At 35.4% G+C, this 16,850-nt stretch carries 26 protein-coding genes; 6 read left to right on the top strand and 20 right to left on the bottom strand.

Translation table 11 applies throughout. The features are described 5' to 3' along the window. Positions 1 to 676: 676 nt before the first annotated feature. The 18 genes from HXV90_RS03025 to HXV90_RS02940 form a co-directional block, all read right to left on the bottom strand. Positions 677 to 1,093, bottom strand: coding sequence for a DUF1064 domain-containing protein (locus HXV90_RS03025; RefSeq protein ID WP_269898338.1), 417 nt, complete (start codon positions 1,091 to 1,093; stop codon positions 677 to 679). Positions 1,094 to 1,103: 10 nt separating this feature from the next. Then, positions 1,104 to 2,006, bottom strand: a complete 903-nt coding sequence (locus HXV90_RS03020; protein WP_269898337.1) for a phosphoadenosine phosphosulfate reductase family protein — start codon at positions 2,004 to 2,006, stop codon at positions 1,104 to 1,106. Between the two features lie 24 nt (positions 2,007 to 2,030). Then, positions 2,031 to 2,537, bottom strand: coding sequence for a single-stranded DNA-binding protein (gene ssb / locus HXV90_RS03015; protein ID WP_269898336.1), 507 nt, complete (start codon positions 2,535 to 2,537; stop codon positions 2,031 to 2,033). Next, positions 2,530 to 2,829, bottom strand: coding sequence for a hypothetical protein (locus tag HXV90_RS03010; RefSeq protein ID WP_269898335.1), 300 nt, complete (start codon positions 2,827 to 2,829; stop codon positions 2,530 to 2,532). Before HXV90_RS03010 ends, ssb begins: the two co-directional genes overlap by 8 nt. After that, positions 2,826 to 3,065 carry a hypothetical protein gene (locus HXV90_RS03005; RefSeq protein WP_269898334.1) on the bottom strand — a complete coding sequence of 80 codons (240 nt, stop codon included), beginning with the start codon at positions 3,063 to 3,065 and terminating at the stop codon, positions 2,826 to 2,828. Before HXV90_RS03005 ends, HXV90_RS03010 begins: the two co-directional genes overlap by 4 nt. Beyond that, positions 3,062 to 3,268 (bottom strand): hypothetical protein, encoded by a 207-nt coding sequence (locus HXV90_RS03000; RefSeq protein ID WP_269898333.1) that lies wholly within the window; start codon positions 3,266 to 3,268, stop codon positions 3,062 to 3,064. Before HXV90_RS03000 ends, HXV90_RS03005 begins: the two co-directional genes overlap by 4 nt. Before the next feature lie 79 nt (positions 3,269 to 3,347). Next, a complete protein-coding gene (locus tag HXV90_RS02995) occupies positions 3,348 to 3,563 on the bottom strand; it encodes a hypothetical protein (protein WP_269898332.1) in 216 nt (71 codons plus the stop codon). Between the two features lie 14 nt (positions 3,564 to 3,577). Next, positions 3,578 to 4,420, bottom strand: coding sequence for an AFG1/ZapE family ATPase (zapE, locus tag HXV90_RS02990; RefSeq protein WP_269898331.1), 843 nt, complete (start codon positions 4,418 to 4,420; stop codon positions 3,578 to 3,580). Then, the gene (locus tag HXV90_RS02985) at positions 4,356 to 5,252 is read right to left on the bottom strand and encodes a DnaD domain-containing protein (protein WP_269898330.1); all 897 of its coding nucleotides are present in this window, start codon (positions 5,250 to 5,252) and stop codon (positions 4,356 to 4,358) included. Before HXV90_RS02985 ends, zapE begins: the two co-directional genes overlap by 65 nt. Positions 5,253 to 5,267: 15 nt before the next feature. Then, positions 5,268 to 5,678 (bottom strand): hypothetical protein, encoded by a 411-nt coding sequence (locus tag HXV90_RS02980; protein WP_269898329.1) that lies wholly within the window; start codon positions 5,676 to 5,678, stop codon positions 5,268 to 5,270. 234 nt (positions 5,679 to 5,912) lie between these two features. Further along, positions 5,913 to 6,614 (bottom strand): MBL fold metallo-hydrolase, encoded by a 702-nt coding sequence (locus HXV90_RS02975; RefSeq protein WP_103118604.1) that lies wholly within the window; start codon positions 6,612 to 6,614, stop codon positions 5,913 to 5,915. Further along, on the bottom strand, positions 6,614 to 7,342 hold the full coding sequence (gene bet, locus HXV90_RS02970) for a phage recombination protein Bet (RefSeq protein ID WP_103118605.1): 729 nt from the start codon (positions 7,340 to 7,342) through the stop codon (positions 6,614 to 6,616). Before bet ends, HXV90_RS02975 begins: the two co-directional genes overlap by 1 nt. Before the next feature lie 2 nt (positions 7,343 to 7,344). Then, the gene (locus HXV90_RS02965) at positions 7,345 to 9,378 is read right to left on the bottom strand and encodes a hypothetical protein (protein ID WP_269898328.1); all 2,034 of its coding nucleotides are present in this window, start codon (positions 9,376 to 9,378) and stop codon (positions 7,345 to 7,347) included. A 355-nt stretch (positions 9,379 to 9,733) separates the two neighbouring features. Next, complete coding sequence (locus HXV90_RS02960) at positions 9,734 to 9,868, bottom strand: hypothetical protein (RefSeq protein ID WP_269898327.1); 135 nt, start codon at positions 9,866 to 9,868, stop codon at positions 9,734 to 9,736. After that, positions 9,852 to 10,094: a hypothetical protein gene (locus tag HXV90_RS02955; RefSeq protein WP_269898326.1), complete on the bottom strand. Its 243-nt coding sequence runs from the start codon at positions 10,092 to 10,094 to the stop codon at positions 9,852 to 9,854. Before HXV90_RS02955 ends, HXV90_RS02960 begins: the two co-directional genes overlap by 17 nt. Then, positions 10,091 to 10,609 (bottom strand): helix-turn-helix domain-containing protein, encoded by a 519-nt coding sequence (locus HXV90_RS02950; protein WP_103118608.1) that lies wholly within the window; start codon positions 10,607 to 10,609, stop codon positions 10,091 to 10,093. The genes HXV90_RS02955 and HXV90_RS02950 overlap by 4 nt, the downstream gene beginning before the upstream one ends. 214 nt (positions 10,610 to 10,823) lie before the next feature. Continuing rightward, complete coding sequence (locus tag HXV90_RS02945; protein WP_269898325.1) at positions 10,824 to 11,045, bottom strand: hypothetical protein; 222 nt, start codon at positions 11,043 to 11,045, stop codon at positions 10,824 to 10,826. Continuing rightward, positions 11,042 to 11,836, bottom strand: coding sequence for a phage antirepressor (locus HXV90_RS02940; protein WP_269898324.1), 795 nt, complete (start codon positions 11,834 to 11,836; stop codon positions 11,042 to 11,044). The genes HXV90_RS02945 and HXV90_RS02940 overlap by 4 nt, the downstream gene beginning before the upstream one ends. A gap of 57 nt (positions 11,837 to 11,893) precedes the next feature. Between HXV90_RS02940 and HXV90_RS02935 the strand changes: the two genes are divergently transcribed. Next, entirely contained in the window at positions 11,894 to 12,262 is a 369-nt protein-coding gene (locus tag HXV90_RS02935) for a DUF2513 domain-containing protein (RefSeq protein ID WP_269898323.1), read from the top strand. 132 nt (positions 12,263 to 12,394) lie between these two features. Here the strand turns inward: HXV90_RS02935 and HXV90_RS02930 are convergent, their stop codons facing one another. Both HXV90_RS02930 and HXV90_RS02925 read right to left on the bottom strand, forming a co-directional pair. Beyond that, positions 12,395 to 12,673, bottom strand: coding sequence for a hypothetical protein (locus HXV90_RS02930; RefSeq protein ID WP_269898322.1), 279 nt, complete (start codon positions 12,671 to 12,673; stop codon positions 12,395 to 12,397). An 81-nt stretch (positions 12,674 to 12,754) separates the two neighbouring features. Beyond that, positions 12,755 to 13,000: a helix-turn-helix domain-containing protein gene (locus HXV90_RS02925; RefSeq protein ID WP_054550351.1), complete on the bottom strand. Its 246-nt coding sequence runs from the start codon at positions 12,998 to 13,000 to the stop codon at positions 12,755 to 12,757. Between the two features lie 149 nt (positions 13,001 to 13,149). Between HXV90_RS02925 and HXV90_RS02920 the strand changes: the two genes are divergently transcribed. The 5 genes from HXV90_RS02920 to HXV90_RS02900 all read left to right on the top strand — a co-directional run bounded on the left by HXV90_RS02920 (position 13,150) and on the right by HXV90_RS02900 (position 16,820). Further along, entirely contained in the window at positions 13,150 to 13,338 is a 189-nt protein-coding gene (locus HXV90_RS02920; RefSeq protein WP_269898321.1) for a helix-turn-helix domain-containing protein, read from the top strand. Between the two features lie 414 nt (positions 13,339 to 13,752). Beyond that, complete coding sequence (locus HXV90_RS02915; RefSeq protein ID WP_269898320.1) at positions 13,753 to 14,148, top strand: hypothetical protein; 396 nt, start codon at positions 13,753 to 13,755, stop codon at positions 14,146 to 14,148. 742 nt (positions 14,149 to 14,890) lie between these two features. After that, entirely contained in the window at positions 14,891 to 15,511 is a 621-nt protein-coding gene (locus tag HXV90_RS02910; protein ID WP_269898319.1) for a hypothetical protein, read from the top strand. Further along, a complete protein-coding gene (locus tag HXV90_RS02905; protein ID WP_269898318.1) occupies positions 15,508 to 15,936 on the top strand; it encodes a hypothetical protein in 429 nt (142 codons plus the stop codon). Before HXV90_RS02910 ends, HXV90_RS02905 begins: the two co-directional genes overlap by 4 nt. A 386-nt stretch (positions 15,937 to 16,322) precedes the next feature. Beyond that, the gene (locus HXV90_RS02900; RefSeq protein WP_269898317.1) at positions 16,323 to 16,820 is read left to right on the top strand and encodes an ImmA/IrrE family metallo-endopeptidase; all 498 of its coding nucleotides are present in this window, start codon (positions 16,323 to 16,325) and stop codon (positions 16,818 to 16,820) included. The last annotated feature ends 30 nt before the right edge of the window (positions 16,821 to 16,850 follow it).

Genomic DNA, 16,850 nt, shown 5'->3' with positions numbered 1-16,850 from the left:
TATGGTTTATGGTAAAGACGTATTATTGTATATAGGCAAGGCTGATAGACAAACTCTGGGAAAGAATTTCCCAGAAGGATGGGCTAATACAAATGATTCAAACAACCTTAAAATCTATGTTGGTAGATTACACGGTCCTATAAACCCAAGTGATGATATTTGGTCAAACATATATCTTTAGCAGAAAGTTTACTTATTTATGTTCATAAACCTTCAAATAATCAGAAGAGCATTTCTTCATTCCCAGATACAGACTTACAAATATACATATTTTAAACTGGGGAGATCATAGATCTCTCTTACCAGAAGTTTCAGGAGCTAGATGGACTTCGAAATTAGAAGACACAGTATTTGAGGTTTTTAAATATGAATAGAAAACAAATTTTTATAAAAAGTTTTACTTTTAGGTAAAGCTTTTTTTATTTATATACACAAACTTAATTACCTCACCAATACAAACTTCACTTAGCCCACCTACGCAAATTACTAATCTGCTCCAGCTCTTTGCCGATGCTTCGTAGTTCCCTATAAACCTTGCATCCTCTGCATTTCTTGGTAGGATCATAGGCTCTCTTTTTCGGGCACCCTTTACACTTTAGAAAAGCTATGTGGTCCTGCTGATTGACTAGCTTGGCTCTGCGTTGTTTAACTTCCTTACGTACTGTGTTCATTTCCATCACCCAACTTTAGCTACTTTACGTGCTTTCCTAGCCTTTTTAAGCTCATCATGAGTTATCCAACCACCATCAATCTTTGAATACGTCAGAAGCTTTAATTCGTGTGGAAAACGGTAGTCGAATAACTTCTTCCTTAATTCAAATTGCTGTGTAACCATTCCCTTGATGTCAACCACTTCTGAATGTCCATCTGCATAATGAACTGTAAAATCAGCATTGTAACCAATCTCACGATATTTCTTGCCGTTCTTTTCGAATTTTGGCAGTAGTACGAACCTTGGCTGTAAATCGAAGGAGGTCACAATGCCCTGTGCTTGTAGGTGCTTCAAGTGATCGTAATACTTTGCTTCCATTGCTGAATCGAATGTAATTCCGTCATGTACAACTTTCTTGTTGCCGTATTTTGCTTTGCTCATGTTTACCTCCTTACTCGCACAAACCATATTGACTTGAACACAAAGGTACTTCTTCCATTAACTTCAAAAGATCGTATTGTACTCCGCCATAAGTTGTTTTTGACCATTCAACTACGTCGCATATTCCATGTCCTCGGTGATCGCTTGTAAATATTGTTGCGGCCCCTTGTTTTGACGCTTTTGAAACTATTTCTTCCCAACGTGCTACTCGTTCAATTTCTTCTGGGAATCGTCTAGCAATCTCGTATAATTCCTCTTTGGTGCTATTTATACATGGCATACAACCCACGCGGCCCATCCCTAACTTGTATAGTGGGTTTGGCTTGATCCCATGATTATCATGTTGTTTAAACACGTCGTAAACATCCCAAGATAAAATTGGACGATATATTGTGTACCCTTCTGGTGTATCTTCAATTTCAGGCATTGTTGACCTCTTCTTACTTTCTTGCGCTCTAATGCCTTGCCAACTAATCGCATGATCCCCTGCCTCAAAGATTTTCATATAAATTTGGTCAAACATCGGTCTAACCTTAAGTTCAACTGTGCAAAATTGCGCCATTTTCGAAGGGAAACGCCCCTTCCAGATACATAAATCTAGATAAGGATTACCAGTTGGATGAAGTACCTCTAACGCTTGCTTGATAATCTTTTCTGATATTCCTTCTTTTCGCCATTTAGTGTCTACTACTTCACGTTTACGCATGATCTGCTGTGTGAAATCAGGTTTAATTCTTGTGATTGGTCCCAACTCTTTTTCTAGATAATCAATATATTTATAGGTTTCAGGATGTTCGTGTCCAACATCGCTAAAAACAACTTTTAAGTTCGGTGTATCTCTTTCGAGTGCCAGAAGCCACATTGCTGTACTGTCTTTTCCACCACTGATAGAAATTACATTTATATCTTTCATCTTTTCACATCCTTATTAGCACTCTTAGAATGGTAAATCATCACTATCGACCTCAATTGGTGCCTTTGAATTCGCAAACGGATCTTCATTACCCTGCATATAACTCGGCTGGTTGTTTTGACCGCCATATTGCCCCTGTGGAGCCCCTTGATTTGGTCCACCTGTATTTGTACTAGATTCGTAGTTTGATGGCCCTTGTGAGCCTCCTGTGCTGTTTCTCGGCTCTAAGAATTGAATACTGTCTGCTACAACGTTCGTAAAATAGATTCTTTGCCCTTCTCTTTCATACGAACCTGTTTGTATCTTTCCATCTATTCCAACCATGGACCCTTTCTTTAGATAGTTAGCCGCATTCTCAGCCTGTTTGCGCCAAGCTTGTATCTGGATAAAATCTGCCTCTCTTTCACCACTCTGATTAGCAAACGATCTGTTAACTGCTAATGTAAATTGAGCCTTTGCAATCCCTTGTGGTGTGTAAGAAAGGTCAATATCTTTTGTAAGTCGGCCAACTAGAATTACACGGTTAATCACTCAAATCACCCCAACTAGCTTGAAGTACATCTTTTTTGATGCTTGGAAATAGAGTACTAGTTGAAATCTGTATTACTTCTACCTTCACACCTTCTAGCAATTCATTTACAGTACTTATGAAAAGTGAAGAAGTTAAAATATGTTTGTGTTCATTATTAATCCCTATCAAACATTCTGTTCTACCATCGCGAGCTTCTTCTGCTAGTTTTGGCTCGATATTACATGCAAATCTAAGAGCGTAATCTTCAATAGTGTTACGTGATTCTTTTAGCAATTTATCCTTAAGGTTCACGCCGAAACCTCCCTCTTATCCCACTTCTCAGTGATTCGATAGCCTTCTTTTCTAAGTTTTTTGTAATCAGGATGCATGAACGGAACCATGGTCCAGACATTGTGACCATCCACTCGTTTAAACATCGTTACGTATACGTTATAGTGATGATACTCTGCAGGTTTTTGAGTTTTAACCTTCGGAGCACGTATACGTTCACTAGGAATGTCAATTGGAATGCCGTTACGTCGTCTCATGCAATCAACTCCTGTTCTTGTGCCGTGTAGTAAACTTTAGGTTCATACTGATGATAAAATCCTTTCGGATCAGCATGCATAGCAAGTGCAATTTGTACCTCCAGCTCGTCATAACAAATTGTTTTGGACTTAGCTTCATCTCCATCACGCCAAATAATGACTGCATACGGTGTAACGCCAAAACCTAAATATGTTGGATTCATTATTCTTCCTCCTTGTATATCTCGCGTTCATGTTGCGTTACATAGATGTATGGTCTTGTATGAAAATAATCATTTTCATTTACTGCACCTCAACTTCTGGATGCCTTGATACGAACTCTTCCACGTCCCATACGTTGCCTATATCTTCTGTTACTAATGGAATACCGACCATGCTATGACGGGTGTTGCTTGACCAACCAGTTCGTTTTAAAGATTCAATGTTTTCGTGCATTGCATCTAAATTGTTATGGATTACTCTGATTGTTTCTTTAACCTTTGTTTCAATAATGTGCATCTCTTCACCCTCCATCAAGGGGCTGTTGCCCCTCCCTGATTTAAAATTGCATTGAATTTACTCAAGCGACCTTTAGCAATTTCTCTACGAAAACTAGTAGCCTCGTTTTTAACTGGTTGCGACATTTCGATTAATCTATCGGGTATCCTCTTACCAATTTGCTCTGGTAAATCTTTTGGATTGAGATTTGATGTTGCTAGTATAGGTTTTTTTCTACGACTACGGCCATCAAATATTTGGAACATAGTTTCTAGCACCCAATCACTTATTTTTTCTGCCCCTAAGTCGTCGATAATCAACAAGTCACATATCATTAACGCTTTCATAATCTGCTGTTCACTCTCGTTATTGTTGCGATTGAAAGTAGCTTTGATTTTGCTTAATAACTCTGGCATTGATATGAAAACTATTACCTTACCTCGAGCAGTTAAATAATTGTGTACTGCTGCAGCTAAATGGGTTTTACCATTCCCTACATCGCCCCACAACAAGAGAGATTCAGCACCAAATTCTTCGAAATGTTCTGCATAGTATTTAGCAGCCTTGAAAGCTTTTTCAGAACCCTGCCGCATTAAGAAATTATCAAAACTAGCATTCAAGTATTTATCACCGATATTGCTGATAGAGAATAAAGTGCGTACCTCATTTTCTTCTTTGGCACGTATCAAACGTTCAACCTCTGCCTTTTTAATATCCTGTTCACATTGGCATACCGGTTGCACCCAGCGAGTTCTACCAAGGACCTCAACTTGAATTGCCTTGATTTCACTTCCGCAATGGCTGCATAATTCACTAGAGTGAGAGGCCGTCATATTCTTCGTTACTATGTCGTTCATAGTTTTGGCTATTCCTTGCATCTCGTTGAACCTCCTTCATTTTCAACCGCAATTGCTGGTAAGTAGTGATCATGTCTTTGCGCCAATTGATTAACGTACCTTCTGCATATTTAATTTTGTTACGAGCGTTGTTTAATACCGCGTTTTGTAATGCTGCTAAGATTAAATCCACGTCTTTGAAGTCATCTAAGATATAACCAAGGTGTTCAGCTATTGTCGGAAGAACAGGTGTAATGTTTTGATTTGTAAATTCAACTAATCTAGCAAAATCAGATTGAGAAGAAACCGACTGACCACTCTTTTGTTCTTGTTCTTTTTCTTCTTCTCTTTCTTGTTCTTCTTCTTCCCCATAGTCTATGGAAGGGGTATTGATAGGGTATGGATACGGTATCGAACCCCCACCATTACTAGTGTTAGGTACTTTCGGCTCACTTTTTTCTTCTAACAGTATTGATACGGTATCGATACGGTATCCTAACTGTTCCAAAGATGTTACATAGTTCCTTACAAACGGTAAATGCTTCACAGCAAGCAGCTCTTTTTCGATACATTTTTTCACTTTCGGTGAGTTGATAAAGTTGTATTTTGCCCAGTTATTTAACATGATTTCTTTCGTTGATTCGTTGTATGTGATCTTTCCATACTCTACGAACCTTTGTAGTAGTTTCTGAACCGTTTCTCGGTTATATCCCGTGTGCATTTCAATGACTCTATATGGCAATTCGTAGATGCCACATTGCGTTGTATTGCCATTCGTCATCAAATACAGATAGAAGTATTTCTCCTCTGGTGTAAGATCCAATACAAAGCCGTCATCCCAAAACGTTGTGTGTACATTTCTGTATTTAGCCATTTGCCCTCGCCCCTCCTAGTATGTTTTGACTGGCTCCCAGCCATTTACTTCACATGCTAGATTGAATTTGTCTACTGGCATGTCGATGTTCACTGGTTCGTAAGTTTTTAACCATTCAGTCACGTCATAACTGACCACAGCTTTGTCACCAAACTTTTTTATCATCCCTCGCTTATGCGCCTCTGATAACAAACGCACCTCTTCGACATCTTCTGGACCTGGCTTTTGATGATCATTCCGAACAATGATAAAAGCATCTTGGATATCGTCCATCGTGATATCACCATCTGGATCGCTGAAATCTGCTACTTCAATATCTGCCGCAAGATAACGTCCTTCTTTTTCTTTGTGCTTTAACACAATGACAGGAACAGTAGAGATAATTTCATCCTCTCCACCAAAGATGTTTTGTTGAAATACTTGCATGGTTCGCCCTCCATATTTTCAATATTCAAATTTTTAATCACAGACTTATTCAGTGATCGGTTTGCACTTTTGACAAAGCCTAATACTATATGGTCTTTCTCCTTTGAAAGCCGAACCGAAAAGGTAAGTATATTTAGAACGCTTCTCGATAGGCTTTTGGCAATCGTCACAAATGTATTCCTTTCGAGCTACCTGAACTGCTTCTTTAATCACATTACTCAAAATCACAACCTCCTACGGTATAAAAATCATCTTGCCTGTTGCCCTTGCTACTGCTTTAAAGATGCGCTCTATGTTGCTGTTGCCATCAGATAAATGCAGTAGGTGTATTTCTTCGACCTTTGATAAGTCACTAGCTTTAAAAAACTCTAATAAGTTTTCTAAACTGAAATGAGACTTCATAACACGCTTTTTCATAGCTGGATGAATACGGCCACTCTCGACATTTTCATCTAATGTTTGTTGATCATAATTACACTCAATCATGATGTGAGTTAAGCCTTTGAACCGGTATTTCACATAGTAGGTATCAGTAGCAAATAACAGCTTGCCACCGTTGTCTGACTGTAGTAAAAAACCTAACGGCTCATTTACATCGTGCTGCACATCAAACGGCAATATGGTCCATGAACCTACTCTAAATTGTTCTTTGCTTTTAACCGTTTTAATCCGATGATGATCAAGCGATAATGCCTCTCTAGTACCTTGTGACATATAAACATCAAGCCCCCGATTTAACACCGATTCCACGCCTTTACAGTGATCTTTGTGTTCATGGGTAACTAATACGCCACCAAGGTTAGAAGTCTCGAAATTAACGCCTTGCTGTATCTGTTTGAAGCTGATACCACACTCTAGGAGTAGAGGGGTGCTACCATCTGTAATGTGATAGCAATTTCCCTTACTGCCAGTTGCTAGAGTTTTGATTTGAATCATTAGAACCCTGGTCCATCGCTTTGTTCTTCTGGAAACACTTCTTCAAAAGTGGCATCGATAATCTCTTTGTGTTCAGGCGTCAAACTTGGATCTTCTGATTTAATATCAAGGTCCTCAGTGTTAGCATTTTGCTTTATTTCTTGTTCTACATTCATTTCAACAGATTGTGCACCCTTATCCTCTTCTGTGTACATTGCTCCCAAACTTTCTGGGAATGCTTCACGTAGACCATTTACAATTGCCGATTTACGAATCATATTCATCGGCATATCTTTCCACGTAGCTTGATTTTTACTAAACTCTTTGAAATCTATTTTTGTAATAACAGGCACTTTTCGGTCCTTTCGGTACACCTTGCACCATCCACCAATAAGCTTGTCCTTATCTAACTTCACAGCACCCTCAACTTCGACTAATTGACCATCTCGCTCAACAATGATTCCTGCCTCAAATCCTTCGTATTTATCGTGACCCTCCGCACGTTTCATGAACGCTTCTTTTGATACAATAATTTGTGCTGGACTTGAACCAAATTTGATTAAATATGCTTCATTTAAAAATGGATTTAGCTTTTGGAATTTACAAAGATTCATGAACATAACTACTTCTTGTTCACTTACACTTCCGTTACCACGTACTAGATACTGCATTACTGTATTGCCTGATAGTTTTACTTCTTCACCATTTACTTCAAATTTGATAGGCGACGTCATTACTGCATTTGTCATTTTTAAATTGCCTCCTTAAGTATTGGTTGTTGACCTTCGACTTCAACTCGTAACTGCTTGTCCTTCTCTGAAACTACTAAACTAATAAGTTGAGTATCCACATCAATAAACTTGGTTACAGCTTCGGCATTGTCCACGAAAATTGGTGCTTGAATACCAAAATGAGCAGATAGAGTATTAATGATGTCTAAGCCAACATTTATTTTTGCTGCATTGTTAAGGCCTGTGCCGTATGGTACGCCTTTATATGTTGTTTCACATACTTCGTTAAGGCCACCATTTACTTGAGTATCAAAGAGCTTGAATCGTGCATATTTGAACTTGCTATTAATGCGATCTGTAAGCATGTTTACCTTTGTGCGAATAAATTCTTCTATTAAGAAGGTTGTTTGCTCTAGCTTTTCGTACTCTTGAGCAAGCTTTATTTGTTGATCTTCCAGCTCGATAATACGTTCCTTACTCGCTTCAATATTTGCGTGTTGAGCAATGGCGTTATTGCACTCTTTACGCTCATAATTGAGCTTAACTATTTCTTCATCGATACCAGCAACTGCCTCGTAAGCATGCTCGTTTAACTGTTTAATTTCAGCCTGCAATGCTTCTATTTGTAAATTGATAGATTTATATTCGTTAGTTGTTGTAACGTCCTTAACTGTTGAGTTAGCTGTTTCAAGAGCCTTTTGAGCTTTCATCAACTCTTTGTCTTGTACTGATAAATCATCTTGATACTTGTTCATTTCTTCTACAGCTGCATCGTGCTCATTGCGTAATGTAGTTAGGCGATCATTTAATTGCTCCACTTGTTCTTTACGAGTTCCACCTTCGCGTTGAATATCTGCCAAACGCATTGTTCTTCGTTCGTTAAATTGAGCTTGAGCTTCATCACGTGCAGCCTTTACTTGTTCATCAGGTAAGGATTGCTTACAAGTTGGACATTCATTACAGTTATCTTCAAAATGGAACTGTTCTTTATCGACTACATAAAACTTCTCACGTAGTTCATCCATCTCTTTCGTTAAACATCCAATATTGTTTTGAATTTGATTAGCCTCATCTACCTTAAATTTTCGATTGTTATCAGCCTGTTGCAACTTACTATTAATGATTTGAATATTACCTTGTACTTCTTGTAATTTAGTTTGAGCCTTATAAACTTCTTGTATGCTGTCGGCTTCAAATGTACGTTTCAAGTCACTACGTTTCATTTCTAGCTCTTGTAACTGGCGCTGTTTATCAAGTACCGATGCACCATTTTTAACACGTATTTTTTGCTCCTGCAGCTCCTCAATATCCTTTTCAATCTGAGCGACTTGAGTACGCATTTTTTCAACATCTACAGCTGTTTCAGGCATCATTTTATTGATTTCGTCGATACGTACCGGAATCTTCTCTAGTTCGTCATTGATGTGCTTTTTCTTACTGGCAATGATCTTTTTCATATCCTCTAGTGACTTGCCATTCAATAAGTCGTTCAGCTTTGCTAGTGAAGTGTTAGACGCAATTACTTCCTCGTCTGAAATATCACCACAGATTTCTAATAACAGTTGGCGTTTTTCTTGCCACTTCATTTGTTCATTAAAGTAAGTAGGTGATGTTAGAAGTTTGAATGTTTCTTCTTCCACGATTTCATTAACCTTGGCAGTGTAAGCTTTTTTAGACAAAGGTACATCGTCCACAAAGTGCTCTACTTCATGCCCTGTAAACTCTGCTATAGCTTGTCCACGTTTTTTAGTCCACTTCTCTTTGTAAATTTTCTTTAGTGTGATCGCTGTGCCATCTACTAAGAACGTACCTTCAACCGTGTGCTCCAGGTTATGTCGTTCAGATCCATCACCGTTTAATGTCTTGATAGCAAAATCCTTTTTGTTATTGCTGTCCTTATCGAATAACAGCCATAAGAATGCATCAAACGTTGTTGTTTTACCTACCTCGTTATCGCCAAAAATCTGTGCGTTACCACCATCTAATTGAATGTCTAGCGATTTAATGCCCTTGAAATCACGTAGTTTTAATACAACTAACTCAATTTTCTTCATATCCTTTGCCCTCCTGTGGTAGAATGATATAAATATTGTTTTTGCAGACCACTGTTCGCGCAGTGGTTTTTTATTTTGATGGATAACCACCAATCTACTTACAAAACTGTCGTCGCAACTGGGGCCTATCGGCTGTCGCTCGCAAATGGTCATGGCGTACTGTGCTAGGTTTTATAAATAGATTGCTAATCCCATCAAGCAACTTACAGTGGCAAAGCATAACCGTAGGGAGACGGTGCTGTAAGCTGCTTGACGAGAGCGAGATAACTCTCGCAAACGTCGTAACTTGTGGTATAATAGATTTGTATATAAGTTGTCATGGCTGTTTAATCTTCGCTCGATTAAGCAGCTTTTTTTATTGCCAACATGTGATGATGATTGGCACTCCGATAATAACCATTGTGATAACTGCACTAATGCAAAACTTCCTGTGTGATTCTGGTACATCGTCCTCTGGTAAGTAAAAATAGTTATCAAGCCATTTCCACAACCTTATCCACCACCTTCGCTAGTACTCCATTCTTATTAAGCTGTTCAACAGTTGCCCATAACCGTTTTCGTTCATGTAGTTGCTCTAGTTGTTTCAACGAATTATGTAGGTCTCGTTCTAGTTGTTTTGCTATGTTGATACGACCTGCTTTTACGTGTAGTTTGATTACATCTGTTAGATCATCTATGCAAATAAGTTCACGCTCAATTTGTTCATCTATATTCATTTGATAAATCCTACCTTTTGAAGATATTTGTAATGGTCCATCCATACACCTGTGTAACTGATACCAAGGTGCTCCGTGGTTACTGCGATAAAGTTTGCTAGTGCTGTAGCCGCCTCAACCGCCTCTTCGATCATGTCCATGATGTTTTTTCGCTCATAATGCTCGATTGCATCGCTTGGTTTGGCTAAGCTTGTACTAGTTATGGCATCCAAGGCTTCTTGGAGTTCTTCAATTGTTTTCTCACGTACACTACAGCGATGGAGGTCTACGTTTGGGCCGTTCAAGTAAATAGGTCCTGTTCCTGTGTACTCATGCTGCACTGCTAAAGCAAGCTTCGGATTATCAAACCGATTAACCAGTGTTCTACTAATATCCGATGGCACTTTAGCACGGCCATTTTCATATCGAGAAAGCCGTTCCCTTCCAACACCAATGTCTAAGCCAAGACTTAGCTGTGTCTCACCACCCCTTAATTCTTTTATTACTCCCCCAACTGTATTTTCAGTGACATTCACATTTACCACCCTTTCTATTTAATTAAGGTCACATTTCAGTCAAAAGTTAACTTGGTTGCAACCATCAAGTTTCAGTAATTTGTGTATAATAATGGTTAAGAGGTAGATTTGCCCCTACCTCTTAGATTTCTACTAGATTGGTAGTTTGATTTACATTGAGGCCATTTGCCCTGGCCTCTCCTATTTAATTGCACCTGCTCGTGCTTTTTTATTTTTAATTCCATTCATTCATAATGATATTTTTAATTGTTTCTTTTGTTGGTTCTGCTAACCAAACTCTTTTACTGCGTGGTTTAGGCTTTCTTTCGTAACGTTTAACTCTTGGATCACAGAGTAGATTAGCTTCTAGAAAAGTTTTTTTGTATCGTGTTTCTCGAACGATATCATCTATATCCCAAAAAAGTGTTACTTCATCTTTGGTTTGATCTCGTATCATATAGCAACCACCTTTTTGAGAAACTTATTAATAAAGTAGGCTTGTCCTTTACCTGTGATTTTTGTTGTCCTACTAATGCTGATTTCCCCACTAGTGTGATGGATAGGTGTTTCTTTAATTTCGAACAAACCTAGTTCCATTGACTTTTGAGTTGGTGAATTGAAATCTGAACCTTTACGCTTGATTAAATAGCCATTTTCTCTAAGCCATTCGAATAGACGTTTTTGCCCAACATCTACACCGTTTTGTTTTAGAATTTTGGCGAAATCACCAATTAAAATTGATGTATGACTTGCTTGTATCGCTTCAGCAAATAGCACTTTTGGTTTTTGCGCTTCGATAATAAGTTGTTGCTCAACTATTTTTTTCTTGTTACTTTCGATAGTTTTTTGAGCGATAAGAAAACCTTTCGCTAAAATTGTCATTTCATCGTCATCTTCATTGGTAGCGATAAAACCACCGTTTAGACGAATTTCTTTTAAAATGTTTTTGACCTGTTTTTTAAATTGTTTAGCGATAGGTTTACGTGATTGCATTAACACTTCATATAAACCATCTTCTGTTAAGAACCAATTACTACGAAGATTGTTCGTAGAAGAATATTTACCTTTTTCATCTTCATCTACAGTATTTAACATGGTAGAAACATCATAATAACCTTGACTAGTTTTTGAATAATCGATCCATTCAGCTACTTCTTTCGCTAGAAATAAAGGATTATCTAATGTTCCATAGACTTTAAATTTTTTCATTAAAACAACTTGTTCGTGAATAACTTGTAATTGATTCATAATGGACCTCCTATGTTTAAAAATTTTCCAATCTGCTAAACTATTGGTAGATTGGAGGTGAAAATATATGAAAATAATTTTGACGCTATGCGTGAATTGATGTTTGTGATAGAAGAGCAACCTAACAGCATAGATGTTAATCAAGTTGTATTCGATGCTCGGCTTGAACGATTTGATAAAAATGAACTTGGTTACGCTATTGAAAAATTAATTGAATCTAATCTTTTGAACGGTCAAGTCGGAAAATCGAAAACCGGTACACAGTTACTTATTCATTCAATCAGTTTAGAAGGTCATCAATTTATAGATGCTATCCGGCAAGATACAGTTTGGAATAAAACGAAAGAAACTGCTTCTAAAGTGGGTGCGGCCACTATTAGAGAAATTGGTTCAATTGTGTTTGGTTCTGTCAAAGAATTGTTTTAAAATCTAACCCTTTAACTTTGGCGTAGAATTTTACTGTCACTTCGGAAATGTTATTAACATCTGATTTAATGGAAACATCTATCAACTTTTCTACTTCTGTTCCATTAATAAAGAAACCATTTTCAAGTGACACTACGTCATAATCAAACCCATCGAAACTATAACGAGGTACTTTTTAACCAACCCTCCAATATCTTTTTCATTTAAGTAGCCAGCAGCGATAAGTAAGTTAATATAGCTTACTTCCTCATTGTGTTCACTAATTTTTCTAAGCACATGTGAGGATGGTGTTTCATTTAAATCTCCTCTCTTCAAACAAGTTAAATGATTTAGCGAAAGACCTATTTTCTCGGCAAAGTCACAATCTGACGTTTCTCCTTGTGCTGATTCAATTAAATGAATCAAATTCATGTTTCACCTCTTAGTATTGTTTCAGGTGACTTCTTTTTTGATTTATGTTGCACTTCTACACTTCCTTTCGAGTATGAGTGTTTATGCCGTCTTAGAATTACCTTTTGGTAAATTTTTATTAAAAATAAAAACCTTATCAAAGGTTAAATCAGGATATTTAGTTAACACACCTGAAATAAATTTACCTCCTGGGTTTCTTCTGCCGTTCAAAACTCGATTAACTGTACTATGTGCTACACCAATATTTTTTGCAAAATTTGCTTCACTTATGTTGTTTTCCTTTAAGTACTTTCTAAGAACATCTTTGCTTAAATGAATAGATTGCATTTTAACTCACCACCTTTACCTTTTGGTAATTACCTTATGGCAATAATATACCCTCAATTTTACCTTTTGGCAACACTTTTATAAAATTCATTTAAAAAAATTTCCTTTTGGTAATAGAGTTGCTTAAAATCAAAGTAGGAGGGATTATCATGAATGAATTCGGCTCATACATAAAGAAGTTTAGAGAGTCAAAAAATATGACATTAAATCAAGTTGCTTTGTATGCCGAAATAAGTGCTGCACAACTATCACGTATAGAAACCGGTAAGCGTGGTACACCCAAACCTCCAACGATAGAAAAAATAGCTCGTGCTCTGAAGGTAGATTATAACGATTAATGGAAATTGCCGGATACTTAGAATCAGAGACCTCTAAACAAACCCAACTCGATAAAGACGAAGAAATTTCAAGCATTCGCTAATGACCCTTCCCTGCAAAAGTGGTACAAGGAATTACCTAAGAGTCGTGAAGAGGATTTGCAGAAGCTGCGTAAGATGTGGGAGATTATTAAGAATGATAAGGATTAAATCAATAACCATTTAGCAATTTTGAAAATTGTTCTAAAGTAACACAATAATATCTAAACAAAGGACAGGAATGAATGACATGTCCTTCTAAACAACCATCTTTGTAAATTGAAAACAAATAGGTTGTTTATTTTTTAACCATTGAGTAGTCATATTTACACAAGTCATATATCACTTATAATTTCCATCACAAGGAAAATACAAAAAAAAATTGGGGCATTGCCAATGATAACTAATCCTTTTAGCGGAAATCTATTAAGAAATTTTACTGCTGAGTATTTGCATAAAACTTTAAGTAGTTATTGGAAAACTGAAAAAGAATACACTAAATTAAAAGTAATGTTTGAAGATAACAGTTTTCTCACAATAACAAAAATATTAGAAAGTAAAGATGGAAAAGTTGTTGATAAAGAAAAATTAGATAAAACACTTTTTAATGAATTGACTTGGGTACTACCAGATAATCATTTTATTTACTTTTTTGAAACCGAAGAGAGTATTAACAGAATTAAAAATGTTATTAATGATAAAACAATGCTCTTGATAGACCAATACATTACTCGTCAACTGAATATGAAGAATTACAACTCGTTTCAATTAGACAAGAAGATGATTCATTAATGTTACTTTTTAGATATGGTTATACAAGCGATGACTAACTAAAAAAAATTTTCTTTATTGCTTGCGAATATAACTTCTCCAGAAAACATTTATAATAAAGATGAGAGATACATTAAGAAACAACGCAGGAAAAAATCGTAAATTAATATCTGAAATTTTTGCTTATGTTAAAGATCTTACTCCTACAATTACATATATTAGAAAAGCAAAGAAGGAATTAAAAATCAAATATATCAACTATTTTTAACAGAGACTAAGAAAGCTGAAGAAATTATTCATGCTTCTTTACCAATCCCAGAAACAACGTTAGACATAGACATACAAGCCTTTATTTTAGATAAATTAAATTTAACATCCGACGACGACTTGGAATCTAATCTAAAAATTGTGAAGTATATGTATTTCCAAAATGTTGCTCAAAATCTAAACTCAAGGACATTCACAGATAGATATTTTTTGCCTTTTCGTTCCATGACGGTAATACAACAAGATCGTTACTAGAGACGCAAAAAGACAACATATATACGGAAAAAAATATATTGGAATCTTAAAAGTTTAGTAACAGAAGATACAAAAGTAGATGAAATCTCATTGTATTTTAGAATAAATAAACAAAATTTTAAACTTAAACCATTATCAAATAACTTTGTAGGGTTAGAAGTTACAATTAGAGAATTTCAAGGAAGTTATATGGTAGACTATTATAATAACATACGAAGAGATTCTGAAAGGAGGATGAAAAGTGAATTTCTTTTACACGAACTTGAACAGTATCTATGAATCTGAAGATAGCCTTAAATTAATTATGCCATTTGAGTCTTTACACTTATATTTAAGAGATTTTTTCTTAAATAATTTAAAGAAAAAAGCACCTGTAATCGATCCTTTAGATTTTTCTTTTAGATATAAGATAGATACATTAAAAACAATAAATTTATTTCTGACTCTGTCAAATTATGGATTGTTAAAAAAATTATATCAATTAGAATGTGATGAATGTAACGAAATTGCATTTGAAGACAGCATCGAAAATTTCTATGAATGTTTTGTCTGTAAACATCCATTATTAAACCTTTCTGAACCAAGTTTTGATAAACTTTTTAATAATATTTCTTATGCATTCGAATTTTGTGATGAATTACAGGATGAACTATATCATGATTTAAAAGTTCCACCCTCCTTATCATCTAATAAACAGAGTGATGATAAGGGGGGAGATATAACTACAATTCAAAGTAATTTTAGTGTTTCAGATGTTTTGAAACATACAGATGTAAGTATGAGTAGTATAACTTCCGAACAATGTATTATTAAACAACAAATAGATGATTTTCTTGCAAAAGGTATTAAGACAATTTCATGAAAAATTATTCCTATAAAATTTTAAATTTAATCATTCTGACCCTACTTATAATATTCATTGTCTCAACATTCAAGTTTATTGACTTTTTCACATTAAATTTCCCTAAATTAAATACTACAGAAGTATTTAGTAGAATTGCTCCACCGCTATTAGGGGCTTTTTTCTCAGGGATTGTGGCACTTTTAGTTTTTTATTTAACCAAAATGAAAGAGGATCTTACAAAAAAGTCGCAGTCTAAAATGTTTTTAGATATTATAGATAAAGAAATCACAGAGAATATAAAATCAATTGAAATGATTTTTAAAGTAATAGAATCAACTACTTCCAAAAACCTAGCAAGTACAATAAATGAAAATGTTGATACTTCTGAAAGGTTTAAAATTTTATGTTCAAATCTATCTAACGAAATAATAGACAATTTTTAGTTCAATTAAATAAAAATGATTATCTACTTATTTCTGAGAAAGTTAAAAATTACAAATCACTAAAAATTTTTTTAGATTTATTAAATAACGACGTTTCAGAAGTTACAAATAAAGAATTATTATTGATAAACTAAAAATCTAGTGGAATATTTTAATAGTTTACAAAATAAAGAAGAACTCAGAATCGAAGATATAAAGTCACTTATTTCCAATTTACTTAACACCAAAAAAAGTCTTTTTATTATTGTTTTTATATTGATTTTGAATACTTTGTTTAATTCTTCTAATAAAGTTACTTTTATAGATATTTAATGAACCCTACTTTAATAGTTAGGGTTTTATTACACTCAAAATAGGAACGTATGTTCTTTATAGGGGCTGTTCACATGTATTATTACTCACATCTTGAAGATTACATACACCAATTCTATACTAGTCTAAATATTAGGAACCCTTCATTTTTAAACTTAGAAAACATTTCTATTCATTTAGGTTTAAAAGTGTTTTATTGGTATGATAAAAGCCAAGCGTTATTTATAAATGGTCGTTCATATATTTTTATTAATAAACGTTTAACCAAGCAACAGCAATGGCAAGAATTTTGTCACGAGTTAGCTCATGTATTACTACATACTGGAGATCAGTTCTATATGTCTCCCCTCTTTCGTGAATATCAAGAATATAAAGCCAACAATTTTATGTATCACGCCTGTATGCCAACCTTTATGTTAGATGAACTTCAACTACGTGACATCCGAACAAAAACGGTGATTAAACTTCAGGAGTTGTTCAACGTTGAGTACGAGTTTGCTTTAAAGCGTTTAAAGCAATATTACAATAAACAAATTGTGCAAAACTGTAATCATATTCCCTATGAAATATAAGAATTGAAATGTTCAGATAGACAGGATATC

Source organism: Lysinibacillus sp. JK80 (assembly GCF_027557635.1).
Taxonomy (GTDB): domain Bacteria; phylum Bacillota; class Bacilli; order Bacillales_A; family Planococcaceae; genus Lysinibacillus; species Lysinibacillus capsici.
The sequence above is the reverse complement of the archived record's forward strand: the minus strand, read 5'-3'. Positions and strand labels throughout refer to the sequence as shown.

Coding starts and splice junctions, on each gene's coding strand:
- HXV90_RS02900 (WP_269898317.1), top strand. CDS start 16,323: ATGTATTATTACTCACATCTTGAAGATTACATACACCAATTCTATACT.
- HXV90_RS03020 (WP_269898337.1), bottom strand. CDS start 2,006: ATGAAAGATATAAATGTAATTTCTATCAGTGGTGGAAAAGACAGTACA.
- HXV90_RS02940 (WP_269898324.1), bottom strand. CDS start 11,836: ATGAATCAATTACAAGTTATTCACGAACAAGTTGTTTTAATGAAAAAA.
- HXV90_RS02980 (WP_269898329.1), bottom strand. CDS start 5,678: ATGCAAGTATTTCAACAAAACATCTTTGGTGGAGAGGATGAAATTATC.
- HXV90_RS02930 (WP_269898322.1), bottom strand. CDS start 12,673: ATGAATTTGATTCATTTAATTGAATCAGCACAAGGAGAAACGTCAGAT.
- HXV90_RS02925 (WP_054550351.1), bottom strand. CDS start 13,000: ATGCAATCTATTCATTTAAGCAAAGATGTTCTTAGAAAGTACTTAAAG.
- HXV90_RS02985 (WP_269898330.1), bottom strand. CDS start 5,252: ATGGCTAAATACAGAAATGTACACACAACGTTTTGGGATGACGGCTTT.
- HXV90_RS02975 (WP_103118604.1), bottom strand. CDS start 6,614: ATGATTCAAATCAAAACTCTAGCAACTGGCAGTAAGGGAAATTGCTAT.
- HXV90_RS02965 (WP_269898328.1), bottom strand. CDS start 9,378: ATGAAGAAAATTGAGTTAGTTGTATTAAAACTACGTGATTTCAAGGGC.
- zapE (WP_269898331.1), bottom strand. CDS start 4,420: ATGCAAGGAATAGCCAAAACTATGAACGACATAGTAACGAAGAATATG.
- bet (WP_103118605.1), bottom strand. CDS start 7,342: ATGACAAATGCAGTAATGACGTCGCCTATCAAATTTGAAGTAAATGGT.
- HXV90_RS02995 (WP_269898332.1), bottom strand. CDS start 3,563: ATGCACATTATTGAAACAAAGGTTAAAGAAACAATCAGAGTAATCCAT.
- HXV90_RS03005 (WP_269898334.1), bottom strand. CDS start 3,065: ATGAGACGACGTAACGGCATTCCAATTGACATTCCTAGTGAACGTATA.
- HXV90_RS02945 (WP_269898325.1), bottom strand. CDS start 11,045: ATGATACGAGATCAAACCAAAGATGAAGTAACACTTTTTTGGGATATA.
- HXV90_RS02915 (WP_269898320.1), top strand. CDS start 13,753: ATGATAACTAATCCTTTTAGCGGAAATCTATTAAGAAATTTTACTGCT.
- HXV90_RS02955 (WP_269898326.1), bottom strand. CDS start 10,094: ATGAATATAGATGAACAAATTGAGCGTGAACTTATTTGCATAGATGAT.
- HXV90_RS02920 (WP_269898321.1), top strand. CDS start 13,150: ATGAATGAATTCGGCTCATACATAAAGAAGTTTAGAGAGTCAAAAAAT.
- HXV90_RS02905 (WP_269898318.1), top strand. CDS start 15,508: ATGAAAAATTATTCCTATAAAATTTTAAATTTAATCATTCTGACCCTA.
- HXV90_RS03025 (WP_269898338.1), bottom strand. CDS start 1,093: ATGAGCAAAGCAAAATACGGCAACAAGAAAGTTGTACATGACGGAATT.
- HXV90_RS03000 (WP_269898333.1), bottom strand. CDS start 3,268: ATGAATCCAACATATTTAGGTTTTGGCGTTACACCGTATGCAGTCATT.